Below are 22,277 nucleotides of genomic sequence, written 5' to 3'. Positions count from 1 at the left end.
CTGATCATGCGTTCGAAAACGAAAAGGGAAGGTGGCGATGGAAAACATTGATGTACTTGTGGTTGATGACGAAGCGGTCATACGTGAAGGGTTGCGGCGCATTCTGGAAAAGGAGGGATTTTACGTTGAGACCTCCGCCAGCGGGCAGATTGCGCTGGAGCGGATGCAGGAGGAAAACTTCAGCCTGGTCATAACCGACCTGAAAATGCCGGGCATGAGCGGCATGGAGGTTCTCAAGGCCATAAAGGTTCTTCAGCCCGAAGTCCCGGTTATCATCATAACCGGCTTCTCGACCGTAGATACTGCCGTGGAGGCCATGAAAAACGGCGCCTTCGACTATATTGCCAAGCCGTTCACCCCCGAACAGATTACCGAGAAAGTGAAAAAAGCCCTCGATCAGCGGGCTGTACTGATTGAGAATATCTTCCTGAAGAAAGAACTGGGAGACCATCACGGCTTCGACCTCTTCGTGGGAGAGAGCAAGGAGATACAGAAAGTCTACCGGCGTATCATCCAGGTTGCTCCCACCGACAGTACGGTCCTCATCACCGGAGAGAGCGGCACGGGCAAAGAGCTCGTTGCGCGTGCAATCCACAACCACAGCAACCGTCGCGAAAACCCCTTTGTTGCCGTCGATTGCACTTCACTGGCAGAAAATCTTCTTGAAAGCGAGTTGTTCGGCCACGTGAAAGGATCATTCACCGGCGCCATCCAGACCAAGACCGGTCTCTTCAAGGTTGCCGACGGCGGCACCCTCTTTCTTGACGAAATATCCAACATCAGCCTCACGACCCAGGCTAAGCTCCTGCGGGTCCTCCAGGAGAGGGAGATCACACCCATCGGCGGCACTCAGCCGGTTCCCATCGATATCCGCCTTGTTGCCGCCACCAACAAGAACCTCCGGACCCTGGTCGCGCAGGGAACCTTCCGGGAAGACCTCTTCTTCCGCCTGAACATTATTCCCATCGACCTTCCTCCACTGCGTGACCGCAAGGGGGATATGCCGCTGCTTATCGCGTTCTTCCTGAAGAAATTTTCCGAGGAGATGGGGCGGGAGATCCGCGGGCTTGCGCCTGATGCAATGGCGCTGCTGGAGGACTACAATTTCCCCGGAAACGTCCGGGAGCTTGAGAACATCATAGAACGAGCCGTGGTCCTTGCCGAGGAGGATCTGATCCAGAAGGAGGATCTGGAACTTCGCCTCGCAGGAGGCGAGGGGACGGCAGCCGCGGCCTATATCCCCCAGAACGTAGAGGAGTTGAAGGAGACCAAGCGCCAGATACGGGAGCGGGCCGTCGAGCCCATCGAGAAGGCTTTTGTCCTCCAGGCGCTTAAGCGCAACAACTGGAATATCACCCGTGCTGCCGAAGAGACGGGCATGCTCCGCCCGAACTTCCAGGCGTTGCTGAAAAAACTGCGTATTTCAGTGCGGAATCAGATGAGTAATTGACCCTTGCAGGCAACAGCGGGGTCTTGAAATGGAGAAAGGGGCATACGAATCGTGTGCCCCTTTTCTGTTCCCAGGCGTCGGATGATCAGGCGGGTTTTTGCGGAGGGGGCGGGTCCGGCTCCGTTGCGGTCTTTTGCGATTCTTCATAATCCACAGGGAGCCAGCAGGTGAAGGTGGTTCCCACGTCGACGGTGCTTTGCACGTCTATTCTTCCTCCGTGTCCCTCAATAATTCCGTAGGAAACCGAGAGCCCCAGACCGGTACCCTTGTTGTCTTTGGTTGAGAAAAACGGATCGAAGATTTTCGACAGGTTTTCCTCGGGAATGCCGCAGCCGTTATCGGTTATGGCCGCGTAGACCTCGCCCTTTTCATGGTCAATGCCGGTTTTTATCCTTATTTCTCCCGGGCCGCCGATGGCATGGCAGGCGTTCAGGAGCAGATTTATGAAAACCTGCTCTATCTGGTTCGGGTCGAGATGCATCTCGGGGATATCCGGGTTGTACTCCTTCACTACGTTGATGTCGTGGAAACAGGCCTGGTTGCAGATCAGGGTCAATGTCGCGTCCATGATGGCATTGAGCGCGGAGGGCTTTTTCTGGGGCATCGATTCCCGTGCGAAGTCGAGGAGCCCTTTCACGATCCGGGCACATCTCTGGGTCTCTTTGACGATGAGGTCCAGGTCCCCCTTCAGGGACGGATCGAGTTTGGAGTCGCCTGCGATCAGCGATGCGAAGACGAGGATTCCGGTCAGCGGATTGTTGATCTCGTGGGCGATCCCCGCAACGAGTTCTCCCAGGGAAGCGAGTTTTTCGGAGTGGACCAGTTGCGACTCGATTTTCTTGATCTCCTGAGTCCGCTCTTCCACTTTCTCTTCAAGGTTTTTCCCCCAGTCCTCAAGTTCTACCCTGGCTTTTTTGAGGTTTTTTGTCATCCTGTTAAACGCATTGGCCAGTTCGCCGAGTTCGTCGCGGTTTTTGACGGTCACCGTGGCGTCGAGGTCGCCTCCTCCGATCAGGTGCGCGTGCTGAACCATTGCACGGACCGGCCGGTTGACCAGGCGCTGGGTCAAGAAAGTCAGGCAAAGGGCGATAAGGCCGATTTGCATGACGGTCAGGACGATGATTTCATTGCGGTAGACGTAGACTTTCTGGTGCATCTGGTCGAGGGAGACGATGACATCGAGGACGCCGAGGACCTTTGCCTCCTTGGGGTGGAAATGGCAGGGGGCCGTGAAGCAGCGTTCTTCGTTGTAGATGGCCTTGGCCAGGCCGAGGACCTCTTTCCCCGCCTTGTCGGTGAAGATGCGGCTGCGGTTCATGCTGGTGGCGTGGAGCAGGGGGGATGGCCCCGAGTGGCACATGCTGCATGCTTCGGCTTTCTTGTCGAGATAGAGGCCGTTTTCCTTGCTGTCGGTAGAATGGGTGACCAGCCCGAACTTGTTTACCATCCTGATCCGCTCTATGGAGTCCCTTTGGGAACCTACTTCGTCGATAATCTGGTAGGCCCGCTTCAGGTTGTTTTCGAGCATGTGGTAGTGGGTGGTGCGGATGATCGTTTCGCTCAGTTTGTCGGCATCGGTTATGGCTTCTTCGTAGAGGAGCTTCTCGAGCTGTTCCACGTTGATATAGGCAAAGAGCCCCATGGTGGCGAGGAGGATGAGGCTTATAGCGAGGGACAGTTTGGCTAGCAGCGACAGGCGCAAAGGCATAACCTCTTGATGGTTCGGTTGCCGCAAAGGTTTATGGGGTGTGATAAATTAAAGACAGATTAATCTCTGCCGGGGCATTAGTCAAGGTTCCTGGTTCGCCGTCAGGCATGGTGGGCTGCGTGCCGTTGACGGAGATGCCGCGATCGGATACGATCAGCCGGAGGTTCTTGCCGGAGAGGTCATGCGAATACCAGTTTTCATTTTCCTTCTCATTCTGATGCTGATATGTCCGGGCTGTTCGTCGCTCCTGTTTTACCCTCAGCGGCAACTGGTGGACAATCCGCTGCTCGTCCGTTTTCCCGCCGAAGACGTATTCTTCCGCTCTTCCGACGGGGTCCGCCTGCACGGCTGGTTCCTGCGCCCCTCCCGCCCGTCCCGTGGCAGCATTCTCGTTCTCCACGGCAACGCCGAAAATATCAGCACCCATGTGAACAGTGTCTTCTGGCTGGTTCAGGAAGGTTTCGCGGTTTTCATCATAGATTACCGGGGATTTGGCTTGTCCGAGGGGAAACCGGCCATCGAAGGGGTTCATCGGGATGCCGAGGCGGCTCTTGCTACGCTCTTGACTCTGCCGGGTGTGGACCCGCGCCGGATAGCGGTTATGGGGCAAAGCCTGGGTGGGGCCGTTGCAATCCATCTGGTGGCGACTACACCATACAAAAAAGCAGTCCGGCAATTAATCGTCGACAGCCCCTTTGCCGATTACCGGCTCATCGCCAGGGAGAAGCTGGGCGGTTTCTTCCTCACCTGGCCCCTGCAGTATCCCCTCTCACTTCTCTTCAATAACTCTTACAGCCCCCTGCTGTTCATGGGGCAGGTTGCGCCGGTACCGGTCATCATCATCAACGACGAGCAGGATCCGATAGTTCCGGCGCATCACGGCAGGCTGCTGCGCGATGCGGCCGGCCCCAAAGCGGAGCTCTGGACGACGTCGGGCCGGGGTCATGTCGGTTCGTTTGCCGACCCGGAGTTGAGGCGCACCCTTGTGGAGCGTCTCGACCGGGTGTTTGCCCCCATGACTTCAGGGCAGTAAGGCGTTGACATCGTTTCTCGATGTGATAGGGTTAAGCAATGAAAAAATTTTAGCCCAGGAGGTAGGTATGAAAAGAATTATTCTCGCGGCAGCCATCACCGTCGTCACTGCAAGCTCTGTTTTTGCGGCCGGCGGCAAGGCCAATACCGGCTGTGGTCTCGGAACGGTCCTGTGGGCCGGCAGGGCAGACGGCTCCATCCTCTCGCAGGCATTTCAGGCAACAACCAACCAGACCTTCGGCAACCAGACCTTCGGCATCACCTCCGGAACCCTTGAGTGCGGTACTCCCGGCAAGGCAGTGCAGAATGAGCGCCTGAACCACTTTGTCCGCGCCAACATGGACAACCTGGCCCTTGATATCGCCCAGGGCCACGGTGAGTCCCTCGACGCCTTTGCCGAGCTCCTCCAGGTTCCGGCCGAAAAGCGCCCCGGTTTCTATGCTGCCCTCCAGAGCAACTTCTCGTCGGTATTCACCTCCGAGAACGTGGTTGTGGCAGAGGTAATCGATAACGCCGTTGCCGTTGCCAACTGATTTCCCGTTGTGACCAGACCAACAAAGGGGTGCGTCCCGCGGCGCGCCCCTTTTCTATATGCACCGTCATCCCAACGGCGAGACGAACCGGCTTTCTGTATTTTATTGTGACTATGCCAATGATCTGTTGCTCGTACCGAAAACGTTTCCACCTGATTATGCAGCCCCTGGCCGTGGGGCTGCTGGTGTTGTTAATCAATTTTGGGGCTTCTGCCGGCGTCTGCTTCGGAGCCGATGACCCCTATCTTTCAGATCTCCTGAACCGGGCCGCGGAACGCCGGCTCCATAGGGAGCGTGCCTGGGAGGTGCTGCTCCACTATCGCCCCAGGGGTGAAGAGCGGAAGAGCCTGGTGGACGATCCCCGTTTTTTCCTCTCCCCGGAAGGGAAGACCGACCCTGCGGCGGAGCTGGCTGCCACCCTGCGCGGCATATTCTCCCCGGATACCACCGGCGACGAGCACCCCCGCTGCCGGTTCCCAGCCCGCGCCGCCTGGCTCGCGGAAGAGCTGGCCATCGCCCCGGAGCATCTCCCCCCCATGGCCTGCCCCCAGCTGGACGAGGCAATGGAGGCCGTCAATCCCCGCACTGCGGTGTTGGTATTCCCCGCTGCCCATCCCAACGGACCAGCCTCCATGTTCGGCCACACCCTGTTGCGGGTGGGAAGCACCTATCGGAGCGATCTCCTCTCCTACGCGGTCAACTACGCCTCCCATACCACCGACACCAACGGTATCGTCTACGCCTTCAAGGGGATTTTCGGGGGATATCCAGGGTATTATTCAATTCTTCCCTATTATGAAAAAGTAAAGGAATACAACGATCTGGAGCACCGGGATGTTTGGGAGTATCCCCTCGCCCTCACCCCCGATGAGGTTGTGCGGATGGTGCGCCATATCTGGGAGCTGCGGGGTATCTACTCTGATTATTATTTCTTCGACGAGAACTGCTCGTTCAATCTGCTCTTTCTTCTCGAGGCTGCCCGGCCCCAGCTGAGGCTTGCGGAGGAGTATTGGGACCGAGCAGGCTTTTGGGTGATGCCGGCCGATACCGTTGCGGTCATCGACAGGGCCGGGCTCCTCGAGAAGCAGACCTACCGCCCCGCCCAAGCGACCCGCATTCGCCACAGGGCGTCGCTACTGTCGCCGGATGCCCGCAGGGAGGCGCTCCTGACGGCCCGTTCGCCCCGGCTGGCACAGAATGTTGCCGCTTCCGGCCGCCCCGTTGAGGAGCGCCGCCAGATACTCAACCTGGCAGCCGAATACGTCCAGTACCGCTATTCGCGCAAAGAACTGGAGCAGCCGGAGTTTCAGCGGCAGTTCCTGGAGGTGCTCCGGGCGCGAAGCCCCCTGGGCCCCGACGAGTCGGACGCTGGACAGGTTCCGGTCCCTCCTCTGCCGGAGACCGGGCATATGCCGGGACGGATCGGCCTCGGTGCCGGCTACCGTCACGACACCCCCTTCGTGGAGTTGACCCTGCGCCCGGCGTACCACTCCCTGATGGATGCCGATGAAGGATACAGCCCCCATTCCCAGATTAACTTCATGGAGGCGACCGGCCGCTACTACACGGAGCGGAACTCGGTCAAGCTTCAGAAGCTCACGGTGGTGGACATCGTATCCCTGGCCCCCCGGGACGAGTTTTTCAAGCCCATTTCCTGGAAGGTGAACGGCGGCCTTTCCCGCCGCCCCTTTGCCGATGGTTCCGATCGCTTGTTTGCCCGGTTTAACACCGGCGGCGGCATGGCTTGGCCGGTTCCCGGCAACGGGGTGGTTTATGGCATGGCGGAGATGGATATAAACGTGAGTGACCGCCTGCGGGACAAGGCAGTGCTTGGTGGCGGCCTTTCCGCGGGAATTATCGTCACTCCCGTCGAGCGCTGGAAGGCGGCGCTTTCGGGGAGTGCCTTCGGATACGGGCTCGAATTTCATGAGTACTACCGTGTGGCCCTGGAGCAGAACCTGGCCCTGAGCCGTTCCCTGGGCCTCGGCTTCACGGCATCGTGGGAGCGGAGCTTCGACCGAAACCGGGCCGAGGCCCTACTGACGGTAAACCGCTATTTCTGATGGCTGGCGCCGTCTGAATTTCGGTATACTCTTCAGGCATGAGGAAGCGCTTAATGACAAAGCAGACCATGATGGTTTTGACGGCAGGCATTCTTTTTCTGACGGCCTGCCTGCCGGGGTGCGGCATGACCCGTGCGCTGACACCTCCGGAGTCTTCCGTTCTTGCTGCGGGTTCAAAACCCGTTGCCGTCATGTATGTGCGGCCCGGATGCCCTTATTGCCGGGAAGCCCGCCGGTTCTTTGCCGACCGGGGGCTGCCGGTTATGGAACGCAATGTGCTGGCAGACCGGCAAGCCTTGGCTGAGATGCTTGAAATCCATGTCAGGAGCTTCCCGGATGAGGAGCCGATTGTGCCGCTTATCGTTATCGGCGGCCATGCGATGAGCGGTTTCGACCGCGAAGAGGTCGAGGCGGCCCTTGAAATGGCGGGGCCGAAGCCGGTAGCGGCAGGGAGTAAACAGTGACCATCAAGCAAATCCCCCCCTTTTTTCCATTCAATATGCAGATTGCCGGCCGCTTCTGGCGTCAGCTGGACCTGGCGCCGTCAGCCCGGGAGCTTGAGCGGCTGGGCAGGCCGGCCATTCTCTTCTGCCGGGAACTGGCGGCACGGCTCAATCGTCTTCCGGAGAGGGCCGGACGGCCGGTCCAGGGGGGGCTCCTCAATCTCTACGCCCTGCAAGGGACCATATTCCGGCACCTGATATACCGCTATGTGCAGCAGAAGGGCCCGGTCATGCTGGAGCAGGCCCTGACCGATGCCGGCTTTCCCCCCGATTCGCCCGAACTGACAGGCCTCCTGGAACGGTTTGTCACCCTGTTCCCTCCTGCGGCGCTTCTCTACGGCGAGACCGGCTCTCCGGCCGCCTGGCTTGCGGGGGGGGGCGCACCCAGGCGGCTCCAGGCGGTGGGCGAGTTGCTGCTCCTGGCGCTTTCCGCCGAGAATCCCGCACTGGACAGCTTCCGGGAGCTGGTGGACGATGCCGAACTCGTGGCCACGACCCCGTATCGGCCTGCCGTGGCCAGGCTGGAGCAGGCCCTGGCCGCTGCCCCGCCGGTGGGGGGCTTCGGCGTAACTCTTGCGGAACTTCTCCGGGCGCCGCTACGGGCCGCCCCACAATCCCTGGCTGGGCAACTTGCCTACATGCGTGAGGCATGGAGCCCCTTGCTGCCTGATGAGCTCTTTGCCCCGCTGGAGGTGGCTTTCGGCATTGTGGCCGAGGAGACCCGTCCATTCTGGAGCGGTGGCGGCGGTCCTTCGCCGGTCCTGGAATTCGGCTCCGGTGACGGGTTGCCGTCACCCGACGAGTATTACCCGGAGCCGGAGCAGTTTTCCGCCGACGTGGACTGGATGCCCAACGTGGTCCTCATGGCCAAGATGGTCTATGTCTGGCTGGGCCAGCTATCCGGCTGGTATGGCAAAGAGATCCACCGCCTCGACCAGATTCCCGACGCGGAGCTGGACAAGCTCGCCCGGTGGGGGATCACGGGGCTCTGGCTCATCGGCATATGGGAGCGTTCCCCCGCCTCCCAGACCATCAAGCGGATCTGTGGTAATCCCGAGGCGATAGCATCGGCATATTCCCTCTACGACTACACCATCGCCCATGACCTTGGGGGGTGGGAGGCGCTGGCAAATCTGCGGGAGCGGGCGCTGAAGCGCGGCATCAGGCTTGCCAGCGACATGGTGCCGAACCACACCGGCATCTACTCCAAGTGGATCGTGGAGCATCCCGACTGGTTCGTGCAGCTGGACTATCCGCCTTACCCCACCTACCGGTTCACCGGCCCCGACCTTTCATCCTCTCCCGAGGTCTCCATCCAGATCGAGGACGGCTACTGGAACAAGAGCGACGCCGCCGTGGTCTTCAAGCACTACGACCACCGCAACGGCCGGACCCGTTACATCTATCACGGCAACGACGGCACCAGCACCCCCTGGAACGACACGGCCCAACTGGATTACCTGAACCCCGAGGTGCGGGAGGCAGTGACCCGCACCATCCTCCACGTGGCCCACAACTTCCCCATCATCCGCTTCGATGCCGCCATGACCCTGGCCAAGAAGCACTACCAGCGCCTATGGTTTCCCCAGCCGGGGCTTGGTAGCGGCGTACCGTCACGGGCGGAGCACGGCCTTACCCGTGCCGCCTTCGACGCCGCCATGCCCGACGAGTTCTGGCGCCAGGTGGTGGACAGGGCCGCTGCGGAGACGCCGGACACGCTCCTTCTGGCCGAGGCCTTCTGGCTCATGGAGGGGTACTTCGTCCGGACGTTGGGGATGCACCGGGTCTACAACAGCGCTTTCATGAACATGCTGAAGATGGAGGAGAATGCCAAATACCGCCAGACCATCAAGAACGTTCTCGAATTCAACCATGAAATACTGAAGCGCTTCGTCAACTTCATGAACAACCCCGACGAAAAGACCGCCGTGGAGCAGTTCGGCAAAGAGGACAAGTACTTCGGCGCGGCGGTCCTCCTGGTGACCATGCCGGGGCTGCCGATGCTGGGCCATGGTCAGGTGGAGGGATTCCACGAGAAGTACGGCATGGAGTACCGGCGGGCCTACTGGGATGAACAGGTGGATGAACACCTGGTAGCGGAGCACGATCGGCGGATATTCCCACTCATGCGGCGGCGGCGCCTCTTTTCCGGCTCCGAAAGCTTCATTCTCTACGATTTCTTCGTGGAGGGGATAGTGAACGAGGATGTCTTCGCCTACTCCAACCGTCATGGTGACGACCGGGGGCTCATCCTCTTTAATAACCGCTATGGCCGCACTGCCGGGTGGATAAAGAATTCCACCGCCCGGGCCGAGCGGATCGATTCGGGGGAAACTGTCCTGCGCCAGACCGAGCTGGGGCACGCCCTCGGCGTGAACACCGATGGGCGGCATTACTATATCTTCCGCGATTATGCGACCGGCCTGGAGTATATCCGTCATGGCAGGGAGATTGCCGAGAAGGGGATGTTCGTGGAGCTGGAGGCCTACGAGTATCACGCTTTCCTCGATTTCCGGGAGGTCCGCGACGATGACTACGGTACCTGGGGCGCGCTCTGCTTCGGGCTTGAGGGGAGGGGGGTGCCGAGTATCGACGAAGAGGTGCAGCTTATCCGCTTTGCCCCTCTGGTTGAACGGTTCCGGGTGCTCTGCAATCGTCTTGTTGCGCCACCGGCAAAGACCCGCCAAAAGCCCCCAATGGCATTCAGGGAAGCGCTTGAAGCCTTCCTTGAAGAGCTTGATGCGGTGGCTGGGGCTGCCGGGCCGGTGACGGCATGTGCCGATGCCATGGTGGAGCGACTCGATGGTCTCCCCAAGCGCTTGAAAACCCTGGAAAAAAGTATGGCCGGGGACGAAGCACAGCGTCTGCCGGCAGGCTCCGCGCGGTGGTTCCTCTCTCTGCTCATAATCATCCACGAGTCAGGGAGACTTGGCGGCGATGATGCGGAGTACCTTTCCCGATCGAGCCAATGGTTTGCCACCTATGGACTCCGGAGAGCATTGGCCGATATCGTCCGGGAGACCGTCGGCAAAGATGGCGAACCGCCTTGCGGCGATGCCGGGCGGATGATTGCCCTGGCCGATATCCTTATTGGCCATGCCGGTCTGGGTGAGCTTCTGGGTGGTCCGAAGGGGGGCGAGGCCGTTCAGCGGCTTTTCGTTGATCGGCGGGCAAGGGGATATCTCGGCGTTCACCGCGGCGGCATTGTCGAGTGGTTCGTGAAGGAGCCCTTCGAGGAGCTTCTTTTCTGGATTATGCTGCTGGCTGCAGTTACGCGGGCGCCGCTGGAGGGTGAGGCAGCCGATCCGCTTTCGTCATTGCGGGTGCAGGGGGATTTGGCTGCTTTGGCGGAGGAGGCCGGCTACCGGGTTTCGGCATTCCTGGCCCTGGTGAATCCAGCCGCCGAACAGCCTGAAGAGGGTGTCCGGTAGATGAAGTGCTGCAACATTGAGATGAAGCTTGACGGCGCCCCGGCGGGACGCCGTTGCTGTTTGAGGCCCGCCCCGGAGGATAAAGCCTGATGGGACTGTTTGCCGGATTGCGACGAAAGCGTCTTGCCGGGCGTGAGTTCCCGCCGCAGTGGCTCGATATTATCGAGCGGAACGTTCCCTTCTACCGCATGCTTCCCCCGGAAGACCGGCGGGAACTTCTCGGGCATGTCCAGGTATTCCTCTCGGAGAAATACTTTGAGGGGTGTGGTGGTGCCAGGGTGACCGATGAGGTGCGGGTAACCGTTGCCGCCCTGGCCTGTATTCTTCTTCTACATCGGAAGACCGATTACTATCCGCAGCTTTCTTCCATCGTCATCTACCCCGACGAGTACGTGGGGGAGAGGCAGCTATGGGATGAGGCGGGGGTGGTCACGGAAGGTCCGGAATCTCGCGTCGGCGAATCTTGGGGGCATGGAACGGTGGTGTTGTCGTGGAAGGATGTTCTGCTTGACGCGGCGTCTCCCGACGATGCCTTCAATGTGGTCTTTCACGAGTTCGCCCATCAGCTTGATCATGAAGAGGGCATAACCGGTGAAGAGGGATTCTTGCCGGGGTTCCCCAGGGAGTCACGGTGGCGGAAGGTGTTCGAGGATGAGTATGGGCGGCTTGCGGCTGACGATGCTGCGGGGCGCCGGACTCTCCTTGACCCCTACGGGGCGGAGAGTCCGGCTGAATTCTTTGCGGTGGCTACGGAAACCTTTTTCGAGATGCCCGGTGAAATGCGGAGAGAGCATCCGGAACTTTACGAGGCCCTCAGCCAATACTACCGTCAGGATCCGGAGTCGTGGACCCGGTGACATGCTGCGGACCGGGGAGAATCAGTTTTCGGCCACCTCGATCTCAATGTAGGGGGAGAGGTTCGGATCGCTTGCGTGGCGCAGGGTCACTTCCGTGGAAGTAAGCTTGTTGTTTTTATAGTTGTAGCCCGAAAGGACGATGACCTGGGCGGAGGTCTTGATGCCGAATACTTCGGCCGGTGAGGCTGAACTGTCCGTGTCCCCGGCCACGATAACAGTCCGGTGGGTCTCCTTGAGTTTTTCGTCGAAGAACGCCTCCACTTCCCGCAGATCCCCTTCCACTGAATAGACCACGTTGCGGCGCTCGCCGTCGTTCTGGCGCACGAGCCGCACTTTAGAGCCGGGATAGCGGCCGGTCTTCGGCTCGGGAGCTGCGGGCTCCACCGACGGGATGATTTCGATCCGTTGCCACGATTTTCCGAAGTCCTCTTTCAAAGGTATGGAAAGTTCATTGATCGAGACGGTTAGGGGCATGAGGGGAAGGTTTGTTTGCGGATCCCTTGCGATTCCTTCCGAAATCTCAATGGTGCCGGGCACCCCAGTAACAGGGCGGGTGATTGTGATTGCTGCGTCGATTACGGTCCTGTCCCAGGCAAAGTCGCCGTAATAGGCGGCACCGTAGATGTTGATGCCCCGTTCTTGCAGACCTTTACTGAACTTGCGTACGGTTCTCCCGTTCAAAATGTAGTCGGAGGTGAAGGTGAGGAGTCTGGAATCTCCTTTTCCCTCGCTGATTTTTGCCTCACTGTATGTGATGGATGGGGCGAAAATCTGGACAAGATGTCCTTTCTCCGGCGAAGTTTCCTGTGCTTCTATCGTTAGATACCCGTTCCCCCGTTCAACAACCGGCGAGTCCTGGGTTTGGGCCTGGAGTGGGAAGGCTGCAAAGACGGTGGCGAGAATCAGGGCGAGTTTCGCTCCATTCATGAGCTTTGTGTGGATCGACACGGGATGATCTCCTTTGGGTTCAATCTTTCTCGGCCTGCCGGGGGGTGAGGCAATGAGAGAGTGTTAATTTTGCATAGATCGGGAAAAATTTCCAGAGTTTAGTGCCTTCATCAATGTAAAATCGAGACAAGATGCTGTAACCATTGATGTAATGCTTGTTTTGCCGTTAATGTAAACAGGTACAATACCTTCAGTAACAGTGTTGCGTCAAGGGATTAGAATAATTCATCCGCATGCAGAAGCAGCCCATGAAAGTATCTTTTTATACACCCCTGGGTATCGTTTTGAAGTGTAGTTATTTCAAGTGGTTGGCAGGGCGGAGAGGTGCCGGCGCTTCCGTTGGTGTATTAGCGCTTGTACATACTTTTTATACGGTACTTCACCTTTTTATAAAAATGCCGAGCAGACTTTGCGTTTAAATAGTGCCAAGTTTACAGTAAGTTACGGATAAAATGCCGGTAGGGCCTAGTTCTGGCATGAGTGCTGCTTTATAAATGGCAAGATCATGAGAATTGGTTGAATCAGGAGGACGCCATGAAAACTGCACTCGCCACCATAATTGCCCTTATTGCCACATCTACAGCCTTTGCCGCCAGCGGGGCGCAAACCGAGGATAGCGGACTGCTGGTAGCGCTTTTCCTCGGGGTCGGCGCACTGATCGTAGCTTTCCAGTTGCTGCCGGGCCTCACGTTGTTCGGATCGATGATGAAGGGATTGCTGCCCGGCAAGGGTATAAAATCACGCCACTGAGCATTAGAGTGAGAGCTGCCCGCACGTCACCTCAACGGAAAGGGGAACTCATCATGCAAGAGCTACTTATCGCGGAAAAGGATCCGGCTACCCGCCAGCAGATGGCCGAACACCTCATAAAAGAAGGTTACGCGGTTACCGTTACCGACTCCATTCCCAATACTCTCTCCACCATTTTGAAAAAGGTAACGCGCGTGATCCTGCTCGGTGCGAAGTTCGATGAACTTCCAACCCTGGCTCTGATCGACCTGTTGAAAAAGTGCAACCAGAAGTTGGCGATTATCCTGGTAGCAGATGAGCTCCCGTTGCCGCTTTTACGCAAAGTCCGCAGCAGCGGGATATTTTATCACGCACTCAAACCGTCGGGGCCTGAGGATGTGGAAGAGATCTGCCAAGCTGTCAGATGTGCATTCGGTAGCGGTATGAAAGGCCACGCTGCGCGGTAGTCGACAGTTAACCGACCAGTTCGCTTAACCATTAGAAAAAGGAGGATGTCATGAAAAGCTCAACCCCAATCATAAGTACTTTGGTACTGCTTCTCGGTTCAGTCTCGACGGCTTTTGCGGCCTCCGGCGCACGGGAAGACAACAGCGGCATCTTCGTCTGGATTTTTCTCGGGTTCTGTGCGTTGATCGTGGTTATGCAGCTCATGCCGGCCGTGTTTATGATGCTGGGGATCGCCAAAGGGCTGCAAAAGGAGTCGCCCCAGGAGCATAAGGCAACGCACTAGTCTTTTTTTGCAGGTAAAAGCCCGACAATGATGGAGAAAATTAGGCTCAGCAATGCAACGGGCCGGCCACCGACAGATGGCTGGCCCGTTGTTTGTTGTTGCCCGTCCGGCGTTGGAAATTTTGTCGGAACTGCAACCTCAATATGTTATAACCAGCAAAATTCGCTTTTTATTCAGGGTCAAGTGGAGGTGTAATGTCCGTGTCGCCCGCGGTCATGCTGACGGCTATCGGCTTGATTCTCGGCCTGATTGCCGGTTTTGTCATGCACCGAGCCGATTTCTGCATTGCCGGCATGTTCAGGGATCTGTTCCTCTTTCGCTCCTTCGCCAAACTGCGCGTCATGGTTCTCTACGTGGTAGTGGCCATGGCATTGTTCGAAGCGGCAAGGCTATTGGGCCTGTTGCCGCTCTATCCGTTCCCGATGCTGGGGCCGGCGACGTTTGCCGGTATTTTGGGAGGGGTTCTGTTCGGTATCGGCATGGTGCTGGCCGGCGGGTGTGTTGTCGGTACCCTTTACCGCATGGGGGCCGGGAGCCGCGTCAGTTTCATCGCTTTTGCAGGTCTCATAATCGGCAGCGCTCTGTATGCCGAGTTTCACCCCTTCTGGAAATCCCTCCTCACCGCTACTACCATGTTTTCCGGCAGCATCACCATTCCCCTGTATCTCAATCTGTCGCCGACTCCCCTGGTGCTCATCTCTATAATTCCCCTTGGCTGGCTGGTGGCGTTATGGTGGCGGCGCGGGCAACTATCGAGCAGGCTCTATGCCAAGGGAGCATTGCATTTGTGGCAGGCGGCTCTTCTGCTTGCCGTCGTCAGTCTTGCCTCGTATCTCCTGATCGGCATGCCTCTGGGAATTACGACCGCTTACTCCAAAATCGGTGCCATGGGAGAGCAGATTCTGTTTCCGGAGCATGTTGCCAATGTGAGTTATTTTGCAACCCAGTCCATTTCATGCCGGAATCCGCTGACCGGCATGATGTTTAAGGGAGGGCCGGGGCCAGCCATGGACTCCATTGCCCTGATCCAGTTTCCGCTCATTGCCGGTATCATTCTGGGCGGGGCGGTGTCCGCCCTGTCGCTTGGCGAATTCACAGTTCGGCACCCTGCTCCATGGCGACAATACATTTCTGCGGCCGTGGGGGGGGTGCTTATGGGGCTGGCTTCGCGTATGGCTCCGGCCTGCAACGTCTGGCATTTAATGGGGGGGCTGCCTGTTCTGGCTTTTGCCAGCATTTTTTTTCTTGCGGGGATACTGCCCGGCGCCTGGCTTGGAGCTTGCATGCTAACCAGATGGGTAGTACGCTGATAACCATGCTTGGAGATAAACCATGACTTCCGCTGAACCAGCCACCATCGAATTCGACATTCGAGGACAAATCTGTCCATCCACTTTGCTCACGGCCCTGCGGGAAATCAACAGGCATGCTCCTGCCTTGCGTAAGGGGGAGACAACTTTACTGTTTCTTACCACCAATCGTGATTCTACGCACACCATTCCCGAGTCGGCGGGGAATATGGGGTTTCATGTTGAAGTGATTTCCCGCGACGGTTATTACGCCATCAGGGTGTTCGGTAATGAGTAAGCTTCAATCGCAGACAACCGGCATTGCAGCCGTTCTTGACTCTGACGAAACAGTTACGGAAATCGCGCGGCTCAAGGAAGAAAATTTCCGGCTGCGCTCCCGCCTTGCCGGCAAGTGTGCTTACATCCGCAACAAGGTCGACCAGATGCTTAAGGTCATGGGGACCCTGCCGCTTCGTCCCGAGGAACTCGACGACGATACCTTGGTCGAACTGGACCCCTTGGGCATTCTGGTGGATTCCTTCGCCCATATCCTCGACCATCTGCACGAAACAAACCGCGAACTTTCCGAGAATCGGGAATTTCTCCAGACAATATTCTCATCTCTCGAATCCGGGGTCATGCTGATCCGGGAAGAAGACCATGTAATCATGGACGTAAACCAGACAGCGTGCCGCATCCTTGGCCGGTCCCGTGAAAACATCATCGGCCATGTCTGCTTTTCGTTCATCTGCCCGGATTGCAATGGTTCTTGTCCGATGAAGGATATGAATCTGCGGATCGACAATGCCGAACGCATTATTCTTGCGGGGGACGGCCATGCCATCCCAGTCCTGAAAAGTGTCGGGCGGGTCGCTTTGCACGGCGTTCCGCACTTTGTCGAAAGTTTTGTCGATATTGCCGCTCAGAAAGTGGCCGAAGGGAAGATTCTGGCCCTGAATGAAGAACTGGAAAGACGTGTGCAGAAGCGCACGGCGGAACTGATACATGCAAACAGGGAGCTGGAGTCGTTTTGTTATTCCATATCCCACGACCTGCGGGCACCGCTTCGGCATATCAACGGCTATATCAATATCCTCCGCGAGGACCACGGTGACCGGTTGGATACTGCCGGCCTCAACTACCTGCAACGGGTCGATGCCGCCAGCAACCGGATGGGCATGCTTATCGACGATCTGCTGTCTTTCTCGCGCATTGCACGCACGCCGGAAAATACGGAGCAGGTCAATCTGAGCCAGTTGGCCCGTGAGATTACGGTCATGTTCCGCGAATCTACGCCAGGCCGGGATGTGCAGGTGGATATTCAGGATGGCATGATTGTCTCCGGAGATCCGTCGCTGTTGAATATGGTAGTGCAGAACCTGATCGGCAATGCTTGGAAATTCACGGCCCAAAATCCCCGGCCGTGCATAACTTTCGGTACGCAGCGCCAGGGGGCGAGGGATGTCTTTTTTGTGAGGGACAACGGAGTCGGATTTGATATGGCGTATCAGGACAAGCTCTTCAAGGTTTTTGAGCGTCTGCACAGGGAAGATTTCGAGGGGACCGGCATCGGCCTGGCGATAGTCAGCCGTATAATTCACCGTCACGGAGGGGAGATTTGGGCCGAGTCATCTCCCGGCAAGGGGGCGACATTTTACTTTACCCTTGCCGCCCCTCACCATTGCTAGCGGTAACATTGCAAACGATTATTGAAGATTAAGAGGCCGGGTTCTCCCGGCCTTTTGCTTTGTCGTGCATCAAGCATGCGCAGGATTGACAACATTTCATGGAGGAGTATTATTCTTAACCGAGAAAACACAACAGGAAAGGAGGAGTGACAGCAGTAGCTAAGATTAGTAACAAAATTAAGTTTCAACCGAACATCAGAAAGGAGTAGAAAGGATGAAGATTAAGACGTTGATTCTGGCTGGTTGTATGTGTATGGCATCTGCTATCCCGGCTTTTGCGGCCGGCCCCTATGTTGGCTTTGGTGGGGGCTTGTCGCTCAATCACGATTCAGACCTCGAAGTTTCCGGTTACTCCGGTTCAGCAGATGTGGAGTATGACCCCGGTTACGGTTTCAACGTAGTTGGTGGGTATGATTTTAACCCGATCCGGCTAGAGGCTGAGTTCGCATACAGAAATTCAGACGTTGATGAAGTTGAAAACTCTAGCATTTCAGATACGGAAGTATCTACCATGTCGTACATGATAAATGCATATTACGACGTTAAAACGTTCAATTCCCAGATTAAACCGTACTTTGGTGTCGGTATGGGCCTTATAAACGGCGAACTCGAAGTGGATGGTTATGACGAGGACGACACTACCTTCGGTTACCAGTTCACCGCTGGTGCAACCACCGAAGTTGCAAAAAACGTCAACCTAGATCTTTACTATCGGTTCCAGGGAGCACCGTCGGATTTTGAAAAAGACGGCGTGGAACTTTCTTACAATAACAGCAGCTTCTTCGTAGGTTTCCGCTTTGGTTTCTAAGTAATAACCTGGATAGTCTCAGTACGGGCGACACAAATAGAAAAAGGCCTCACGGTTGATATCGTGAGGCCTTTGTTCTTTCTGGAGCCACCTGCCGGAATCGAACCGGCGACCTACTGATTACGAATCAATAAAATCAAGTCTTGCCGTGTTTTGTCTTCTTTTGTCTGCTACATAAAGTCTGATGTGCTAAGCACTTTTTGTTTTGCTGAGTATTGACAAGTTTTATTTCGAGTGGTACCTATGTGGTACCTAGGCGATTTGCTCAATAGGTCAGCGAGTAGGAGGTGCATCATGCCGAACGTGAAGATCACCAAGGCCGTTGTTGATAAGCTTCCCCATCCTGAGAAGGGGCAGGTTGATTATTTTGACACCGACATGAAGGGATTTGGCGTCCGGGTGAGTGCCGCGACAAAGACCTATTTCGTCATGCGCCGGGTTAACGGCAAGAAGGTTCGCGTCACCATCGGGCGACATGGCGAGTTCACCGTTGAGAAGGCCCGTAAGGAGGCCGAGAACCTTTTTCCCGACATGCGAAAGGGTGAGAACCCGAACCAGAAGAAGCGTGAAGCCAGGATCAAGGGAGCAACGCTGAGCGAGGTCTTGGACGATTATCTGGCAAGCCGGAAGCTCAAGCCGCTGACGGCTCAGGGGTATCAACAGATGGTGGAGTTGTACCTTTCCGACTGGATGGACAAGCCGGCGTCCAAGATCACCAAGTATATGGTGCAGAAGCGTCACGCTCAGATTGCCAACGGGAAGCGGGGCCGCAAGGTCTATGAACGTGAAGTGAAGGCCGAGAAGAAGGGCGGCAAAGAGGTTCGCACTCTCAAGCGAATCGAGAAGGACGCGCCCAAGCGCCGTGAGGCTGCTGCTGATGGTGCCATGCGGGTACTTCGCGCCGTGCTGAATTTCCATTTCGCCGATGCCGAGGACGATGGCAAGGTGCAGGTGAACCCCGTCACCACTCTTTCCCGCAAAAAGACATGGTTTGGTGTGGTGCGCCGCCGCAGCCTTATCAAAAACAGTGACCTCCCGAAGTGGCACAAGTCCGTCATGTCTTTGGACAATCCGCACATGCGGGATTTCCTGATGTTTTTGCTCTTTACCGGCCTGAGACGCACGGAAGGTGCGCGCCTCAAGTGGTCACAGGTGGATTTTCAAGACATGGCCTTCACCGTCGTGGATACCAAGAACAAAGAACCCCATACCCTCCCCATGAGTGATTACCTTCATGATCTTCTCAAGGCCCGGTACGACAACTACCGGGAAAACGAGTATGTGTTTCCTTCGTCCGGGGAGCGTGGTTACATCCAGGAGCCGAAACGCGCCATTGACGCCGTAACTGCTGCAACCGGAATCTTCTTTTCCTGCCACGATCTTCGCCGGACCTTCATCACCATCGCCGAAAGCCTGGACCTGTCCCGCTATACGGTGAAAGCCCTTGTGAACCATAAGCAGGACAAGGGCGACGTAACCGCCGGCTACATTGTTCTGAATGTCGAACGTCTCCGGGAGCCAATGCAGCGGGTAACGGAGACCATTCTTGAAAAGATCAAGACGCAGCACGGGGAGGTTGTGGAGCTTCGGGCAAGGGGGAAGGAAGGGGAAGCGTAAGAAAACCGTTCACAGGCCGAATTTCGCGGCCACAACACGAAAAGGGGGGAAGGTATGGCAATGGATAAGAATCAGGTTCTGCTTAATGTGTTGGGAAGCACAGAAGACCTTACAGAAAAAGCATGGCTCCTCTTGCATCGTCTTTCTGAAAGGTGCAAATCGATGGCGCACGAGGTTGGTCACATGGATTTCCCGGAAACTCCTCTGGTTTTAGAAGTGGAAGAATTTTTGTTTGAGATAAGTCATTCGTTAAGTTTTGTGGGTGAATCCCTAGAGGATCAAAGTAGCCATCTAAGAAAGATCAGACAGGAAGCTGTCTAAGTCTGCCGATGGCTCCACAAAATTGCGGAGTCCCCCGATGGAAGCAAGGGCGCGGTTCCGACCGCGCCTTTCGTTTATGGTGAATCGTTGACATTATACTAAAAACAAGTATAAGGTGACTTATGGAATGGATTGTCAGGATCACGGGCAAGGTTGACAAGCAGGCTCACAAGCTGCCACGAAGCGTTGTTGAACGGCTCTTCCTGCTGATGGAGGAGATCAGGCTTTCCGGCCCCGTGCGTGGCAACTGGCCGAACTATGGCAAGCTGGGAGAAGGTCGGCACCATTGCCACCTGAAGAAGGGTAAACCGACTTACGTTGCGGTATGGGAAGAACGTGACAAGGAAATCAGACTTATCGAGGTGACTTATGCAGGGACTCACGAAAAAGCGCCCTACTGAAGAGTTTGTGACGTTGCGCCTCCGGGTGCAGCGTCAGAACGTGGAGCGGGTCCGCCGCTATGTGGATAGCATCGAGGCCGAGGAGGGGGGTGCTGTCTCCCTGGAGGATTTCTTTGTCGGCCATTTCCCCGGTGAGTCCAAGCCGTCTGTCTCACTTCGGGGAGCACGGGGAAAGGAAGGGCTTACCCAGTGCCAGCTTGCGGAGCTGACGGGGATTCCGCAGCGCCATATCTCCGAGATGGAGAACGGGCGGCGTCCCATCGGCAAGGAAACGGCCAGGAAGCTGGCAAAGGTTCTGAACGTCGATTACCGGGTGTTTCTGTGATCATCTCCGAACTGATAGCCCACCTTGAAGCCATGCGAAAGCAGCACGGCGACATTCCGGTTGACGGCGGCACGGATTGTTTCATCGTTGAGCGCCGGGAATATGGCGGTGGACTGTTTCTCAAGGTGCGCGGCCTGTGGGAGGTTGAACAGGGGTGACTGATTCCCGCTAAAAAATGCTTGCCCTTTGCTCGTTTTTTGGCAATACTAGACGAAACTGAATAAAAAAGAGTTAGCGGTAAGCAACGACTCTGCAATGCAGAGGATCAATGACCCGCGACGATAGGCATAATTGCCTCTTGTCGCGGGTTTTTTCGTTTCTGGGCCACGAAAGGAGCATGCACATGAAAGGAGAACCAGTGAGGAACAAGGTAATTCTTACCATCGAGTTGCGCGAAGAAATCTTGAAACAACCCCTCTACCGACAAACTGACATGAAACGCTTTATCCCTGCCGCTGATAGCACCTTTGAGCAAGGTCGTCTTGGGATGGGGCCACTTTCAGGCCTATGTTTCACCAAAGTTGGACGGTCGGTCTATTACCCCGCAGCGGCAGTTATCGATTTCCTCGAATCATTGCCGCAGTTCGCCAACACCACCCAGTCTGAACAGTTCAAGCGAACGGCGGCGTGAGCTGAAAACTACGAATCTGAGGGTCGGGAGTTCGAACCGACATAACACCGCATAGGGCCGGTGGTCTGAATATCGCTGGTCTGAAACAATTTACCGGAGGGGGCGACGGTATGAGAGAGACGAGACATGAAAACTTATCGTATCAAAGACCTAGACCTCGTTGCAGCACTAATTACATCTACAGGAGAGAAACCTGACCTTATCCCCCAGGGGACAATGATCGAATTTGGATTTCCGGCCACCCCGGAAATCATAAGCACTGTCGCCAGTTACGCTTCAGAAAACTTAGTCCTCAATGCGAGAAGACTGCTCACAACCCGTCAACGGCTTTTCAGGGAAATCCGGGGGTTGCGCTCATGAGCAGCCAAATCCATCACGCCAACGAAGCCGCCAATCTCCATGAGTATTGCGGTACTCTTACCCCTTTTAAAAATCAACAAAATTCCGGGGAGCCACGGCACGGCCAAATTAAGCGATTCTACGCCGTAGTATGGGATGCCAACGTCCGCGAGTGGATTATGGTTGAGTGCAGCCGCGCCGACTTGTTGAAGAAGGTGCTGTTGTGAGTGGCTGGATTCCTCTCGACAAGGCCCTTGTCCGTGAACTCCCCAAGGAGAGGCCATACACCCGGCTTGAAGCCATGTTCTCCCTTACCTGCGACTATGACAACGGGGAGACGGCCACGCTGAGGGGATATGCAAGCCTTTGGAGATGGTCAACCGGCAAGGTGGAGCGGTTCTTAAAGGAAATCGGAGTCCGCCTTGAATATCCAGAACCCGCAGGAAAGAAGACCAATCAACGCGGGACAATCATGAGTACTAAACCGAGACAAAGCCGAGACAATAGCGGAACAATAAACTTTATTGATTCCAAGGCTTTATCGGAAGAGGCGAGACAGCGGCGAGACAATGACGAGACAGCGGCGAGACAATCGCGGGGTCCTACTAAAGAACCTAGAACCTTAAATAGCCAAACCCTCCCAAAATTGGAGGAAGTAAGAGCCTATTGCCTTGAGCGCGGCAAGGGCGTTGACCCTGAAGCATGGTTCAACCACTACGAGGCCAAGGGTTGGATAATCGGCAAAGCGCCCATGAAGGATTGGAGGGCCGCAGTACGCACCTGGGAGAAATCAACTGCAACACAACCGACACCCGTTCAAAGCGGCGGGCACCCGACGTGGTACTGATGGAGG

24 protein-coding genes are annotated in these 22,277 nt (G+C 56.5%); 22 read left to right on the top strand and 2 right to left on the bottom strand.

The annotated features are described in order from the left end of the window. Window positions 1-37 precede the first annotated feature (37 nt). The gene (locus JZM60_RS02590; RefSeq protein WP_207163975.1) at window positions 38-1,450 is read left to right on the top strand and encodes a sigma-54-dependent transcriptional regulator; all 1,413 of its coding nucleotides are present in this window, start codon (window positions 38-40) and stop codon (window positions 1,448-1,450) included. Window positions 1,451-1,535: 85 nt separating this feature from the next. Here JZM60_RS02590 and JZM60_RS02585 read toward each other — a convergent pair whose 3' ends face one another. Next, on the bottom strand, window positions 1,536-3,158 hold the full coding sequence (locus JZM60_RS02585) for a sensor histidine kinase (RefSeq protein WP_241426348.1): 1,623 nt from the start codon (window positions 3,156-3,158) through the stop codon (window positions 1,536-1,538). A gap of 217 nt (window positions 3,159-3,375) precedes the next feature. Here JZM60_RS02585 and JZM60_RS02580 point away from each other — a divergent pair, with 217 nt between their 5' ends. The 6 genes from JZM60_RS02580 (at window position 3,376) to JZM60_RS02555 (ending at window position 11,577) form a co-directional block, all read left to right on the top strand. Continuing rightward, window positions 3,376-4,191: an alpha/beta hydrolase gene (locus JZM60_RS02580; RefSeq protein WP_241426347.1), complete on the top strand. Its 816-nt coding sequence runs from the start codon at window positions 3,376-3,378 to the stop codon at window positions 4,189-4,191. A 67-nt stretch (window positions 4,192-4,258) separates the two neighbouring features. After that, entirely contained in the window at window positions 4,259-4,723 is a 465-nt protein-coding gene (locus JZM60_RS02575; protein WP_207163973.1) for a DUF3015 family protein, read from the top strand. 113 nt (window positions 4,724-4,836) lie between these two features. Further along, entirely contained in the window at window positions 4,837-6,786 is a 1,950-nt protein-coding gene (locus JZM60_RS02570) for an Lnb N-terminal periplasmic domain-containing protein (protein WP_241426346.1), read from the top strand. A gap of 53 nt (window positions 6,787-6,839) precedes the next feature. Beyond that, window positions 6,840-7,250 (top strand): glutaredoxin family protein, encoded by a 411-nt coding sequence (locus JZM60_RS02565; protein WP_241426345.1) that lies wholly within the window; start codon window positions 6,840-6,842, stop codon window positions 7,248-7,250. 35 nt (window positions 7,251-7,285) lie between these two features. Next, the gene (locus tag JZM60_RS02560; RefSeq protein ID WP_207165428.1) at window positions 7,286-10,720 is read left to right on the top strand and encodes an alpha-amylase family glycosyl hydrolase; all 3,435 of its coding nucleotides are present in this window, start codon (window positions 7,286-7,288) and stop codon (window positions 10,718-10,720) included. Window positions 10,721-10,809: 89 nt separating this feature from the next. Continuing rightward, window positions 10,810-11,577, top strand: coding sequence for a M90 family metallopeptidase (locus JZM60_RS02555; RefSeq protein WP_207163972.1), 768 nt, complete (start codon window positions 10,810-10,812; stop codon window positions 11,575-11,577). Between the two features lie 21 nt (window positions 11,578-11,598). Here the strand turns inward: JZM60_RS02555 and JZM60_RS02550 are convergent, their stop codons facing one another. Further along, window positions 11,599-12,525, bottom strand: coding sequence for a hypothetical protein (locus tag JZM60_RS02550; RefSeq protein WP_241426343.1), 927 nt, complete (start codon window positions 12,523-12,525; stop codon window positions 11,599-11,601). Between the two features lie 534 nt (window positions 12,526-13,059). Between JZM60_RS02550 and JZM60_RS02545 the strand changes: the two genes are divergently transcribed. The 15 genes from JZM60_RS02545 (at window position 13,060) to JZM60_RS02475 (ending at window position 22,271) form a co-directional block, all read left to right on the top strand. Then, window positions 13,060-13,275: a hypothetical protein gene (locus JZM60_RS02545; RefSeq protein ID WP_207163971.1), complete on the top strand. Its 216-nt coding sequence runs from the start codon at window positions 13,060-13,062 to the stop codon at window positions 13,273-13,275. Between the two features lie 53 nt (window positions 13,276-13,328). Beyond that, complete coding sequence (locus JZM60_RS02540) at window positions 13,329-13,721, top strand: response regulator (RefSeq protein ID WP_207163970.1); 393 nt, start codon at window positions 13,329-13,331, stop codon at window positions 13,719-13,721. A gap of 50 nt (window positions 13,722-13,771) precedes the next feature. Further along, entirely contained in the window at window positions 13,772-14,005 is a 234-nt protein-coding gene (locus JZM60_RS02535; RefSeq protein ID WP_207163969.1) for a hypothetical protein, read from the top strand. 194 nt (window positions 14,006-14,199) lie between these two features. Next, window positions 14,200-15,315, top strand: a complete 1,116-nt coding sequence (locus JZM60_RS02530) for a YeeE/YedE family protein (protein ID WP_207163968.1) — start codon at window positions 14,200-14,202, stop codon at window positions 15,313-15,315. Window positions 15,316-15,337: 22 nt separating this feature from the next. After that, window positions 15,338-15,592: a sulfurtransferase TusA family protein gene (locus tag JZM60_RS02525; protein ID WP_207163967.1), complete on the top strand. Its 255-nt coding sequence runs from the start codon at window positions 15,338-15,340 to the stop codon at window positions 15,590-15,592. Further along, window positions 15,585-16,982: a sensor histidine kinase gene (locus tag JZM60_RS02520; RefSeq protein WP_207163966.1), complete on the top strand. Its 1,398-nt coding sequence runs from the start codon at window positions 15,585-15,587 to the stop codon at window positions 16,980-16,982. Before JZM60_RS02525 ends, JZM60_RS02520 begins: the two co-directional genes overlap by 8 nt. Window positions 16,983-17,196: 214 nt before the next feature. After that, complete coding sequence (locus JZM60_RS02515) at window positions 17,197-17,790, top strand: porin family protein (protein ID WP_207163965.1); 594 nt, start codon at window positions 17,197-17,199, stop codon at window positions 17,788-17,790. A gap of 294 nt (window positions 17,791-18,084) precedes the next feature. Next, entirely contained in the window at window positions 18,085-19,407 is a 1,323-nt protein-coding gene (locus JZM60_RS02510; protein ID WP_207163964.1) for an integrase family protein, read from the top strand. Between the two features lie 54 nt (window positions 19,408-19,461). Further along, window positions 19,462-19,728: a hypothetical protein gene (locus JZM60_RS02505; RefSeq protein WP_207163963.1), complete on the top strand. Its 267-nt coding sequence runs from the start codon at window positions 19,462-19,464 to the stop codon at window positions 19,726-19,728. Window positions 19,729-19,850: 122 nt separating this feature from the next. After that, window positions 19,851-20,129: a cytotoxic translational repressor of toxin-antitoxin stability system gene (locus JZM60_RS02500; protein WP_207163962.1), complete on the top strand. Its 279-nt coding sequence runs from the start codon at window positions 19,851-19,853 to the stop codon at window positions 20,127-20,129. Window positions 20,130-20,136: 7 nt separating this feature from the next. Further along, window positions 20,137-20,454, top strand: coding sequence for a helix-turn-helix domain-containing protein (locus JZM60_RS02495; protein WP_241426342.1), 318 nt, complete (start codon window positions 20,137-20,139; stop codon window positions 20,452-20,454). Then, window positions 20,451-20,612, top strand: coding sequence for a hypothetical protein (locus JZM60_RS02490; RefSeq protein WP_207163960.1), 162 nt, complete (start codon window positions 20,451-20,453; stop codon window positions 20,610-20,612). Before JZM60_RS02495 ends, JZM60_RS02490 begins: the two co-directional genes overlap by 4 nt. 185 nt (window positions 20,613-20,797) lie before the next feature. After that, on the top strand, window positions 20,798-21,085 hold the full coding sequence (locus JZM60_RS02485; protein WP_207163959.1) for a hypothetical protein: 288 nt from the start codon (window positions 20,798-20,800) through the stop codon (window positions 21,083-21,085). Between the two features lie 356 nt (window positions 21,086-21,441). Continuing rightward, entirely contained in the window at window positions 21,442-21,651 is a 210-nt protein-coding gene (locus JZM60_RS02480) for a hypothetical protein (RefSeq protein ID WP_207163958.1), read from the top strand. Further along, window positions 21,648-22,271 carry a hypothetical protein gene (locus JZM60_RS02475; RefSeq protein WP_207163957.1) on the top strand — a complete coding sequence of 208 codons (624 nt, stop codon included), beginning with the start codon at window positions 21,648-21,650 and terminating at the stop codon, window positions 22,269-22,271. The genes JZM60_RS02480 and JZM60_RS02475 overlap by 4 nt, the downstream gene beginning before the upstream one ends. Window positions 22,272-22,277 lie beyond the last annotated feature (6 nt).

Source organism: Geobacter benzoatilyticus, assembly GCF_017338855.1.
GTDB lineage: Bacteria > Desulfobacterota > Desulfuromonadia > Geobacterales > Geobacteraceae > Geobacter > Geobacter benzoatilyticus.
This window is presented reverse-complemented; position numbering and strand designations above follow the sequence as displayed.

Bases quoted from the DNA above. Each gene is read 5' to 3' on its own strand.
- JZM60_RS02590 (WP_207163975.1), top strand. From the start codon at position 38: ATGGAAAACATTGATGTACTTGTGGTTGATGACGAAGCGGTCATACGT.
- JZM60_RS02585 (WP_241426348.1), bottom strand. From the start codon at position 3,158: ATGCCTTTGCGCCTGTCGCTGCTAGCCAAACTGTCCCTCGCTATAAGC.
- JZM60_RS02580 (WP_241426347.1), top strand. From the start codon at position 3,376: ATGCTGATATGTCCGGGCTGTTCGTCGCTCCTGTTTTACCCTCAGCGG.
- JZM60_RS02575 (WP_207163973.1), top strand. From the start codon at position 4,259: ATGAAAAGAATTATTCTCGCGGCAGCCATCACCGTCGTCACTGCAAGC.
- JZM60_RS02570 (WP_241426346.1), top strand. From the start codon at position 4,837: ATGCCAATGATCTGTTGCTCGTACCGAAAACGTTTCCACCTGATTATG.
- JZM60_RS02565 (WP_241426345.1), top strand. From the start codon at position 6,840: ATGACAAAGCAGACCATGATGGTTTTGACGGCAGGCATTCTTTTTCTG.
- JZM60_RS02560 (WP_207165428.1), top strand. From the start codon at position 7,286: ATGCAGATTGCCGGCCGCTTCTGGCGTCAGCTGGACCTGGCGCCGTCA.
- JZM60_RS02555 (WP_207163972.1), top strand. From the start codon at position 10,810: ATGGGACTGTTTGCCGGATTGCGACGAAAGCGTCTTGCCGGGCGTGAG.
- JZM60_RS02545 (WP_207163971.1), top strand. From the start codon at position 13,060: ATGAAAACTGCACTCGCCACCATAATTGCCCTTATTGCCACATCTACA.
- JZM60_RS02540 (WP_207163970.1), top strand. From the start codon at position 13,329: ATGCAAGAGCTACTTATCGCGGAAAAGGATCCGGCTACCCGCCAGCAG.
- JZM60_RS02535 (WP_207163969.1), top strand. From the start codon at position 13,772: ATGAAAAGCTCAACCCCAATCATAAGTACTTTGGTACTGCTTCTCGGT.
- JZM60_RS02530 (WP_207163968.1), top strand. From the start codon at position 14,200: ATGTCCGTGTCGCCCGCGGTCATGCTGACGGCTATCGGCTTGATTCTC.
- JZM60_RS02525 (WP_207163967.1), top strand. From the start codon at position 15,338: ATGACTTCCGCTGAACCAGCCACCATCGAATTCGACATTCGAGGACAA.
- JZM60_RS02520 (WP_207163966.1), top strand. From the start codon at position 15,585: ATGAGTAAGCTTCAATCGCAGACAACCGGCATTGCAGCCGTTCTTGAC.
- JZM60_RS02515 (WP_207163965.1), top strand. From the start codon at position 17,197: ATGAAGATTAAGACGTTGATTCTGGCTGGTTGTATGTGTATGGCATCT.
- JZM60_RS02510 (WP_207163964.1), top strand. From the start codon at position 18,085: ATGCCGAACGTGAAGATCACCAAGGCCGTTGTTGATAAGCTTCCCCAT.
- JZM60_RS02505 (WP_207163963.1), top strand. From the start codon at position 19,462: ATGGCAATGGATAAGAATCAGGTTCTGCTTAATGTGTTGGGAAGCACA.
- JZM60_RS02500 (WP_207163962.1), top strand. From the start codon at position 19,851: ATGGAATGGATTGTCAGGATCACGGGCAAGGTTGACAAGCAGGCTCAC.
- JZM60_RS02485 (WP_207163959.1), top strand. From the start codon at position 20,798: ATGAAAGGAGAACCAGTGAGGAACAAGGTAATTCTTACCATCGAGTTG.
- JZM60_RS02480 (WP_207163958.1), top strand. From the start codon at position 21,442: ATGAGCAGCCAAATCCATCACGCCAACGAAGCCGCCAATCTCCATGAG.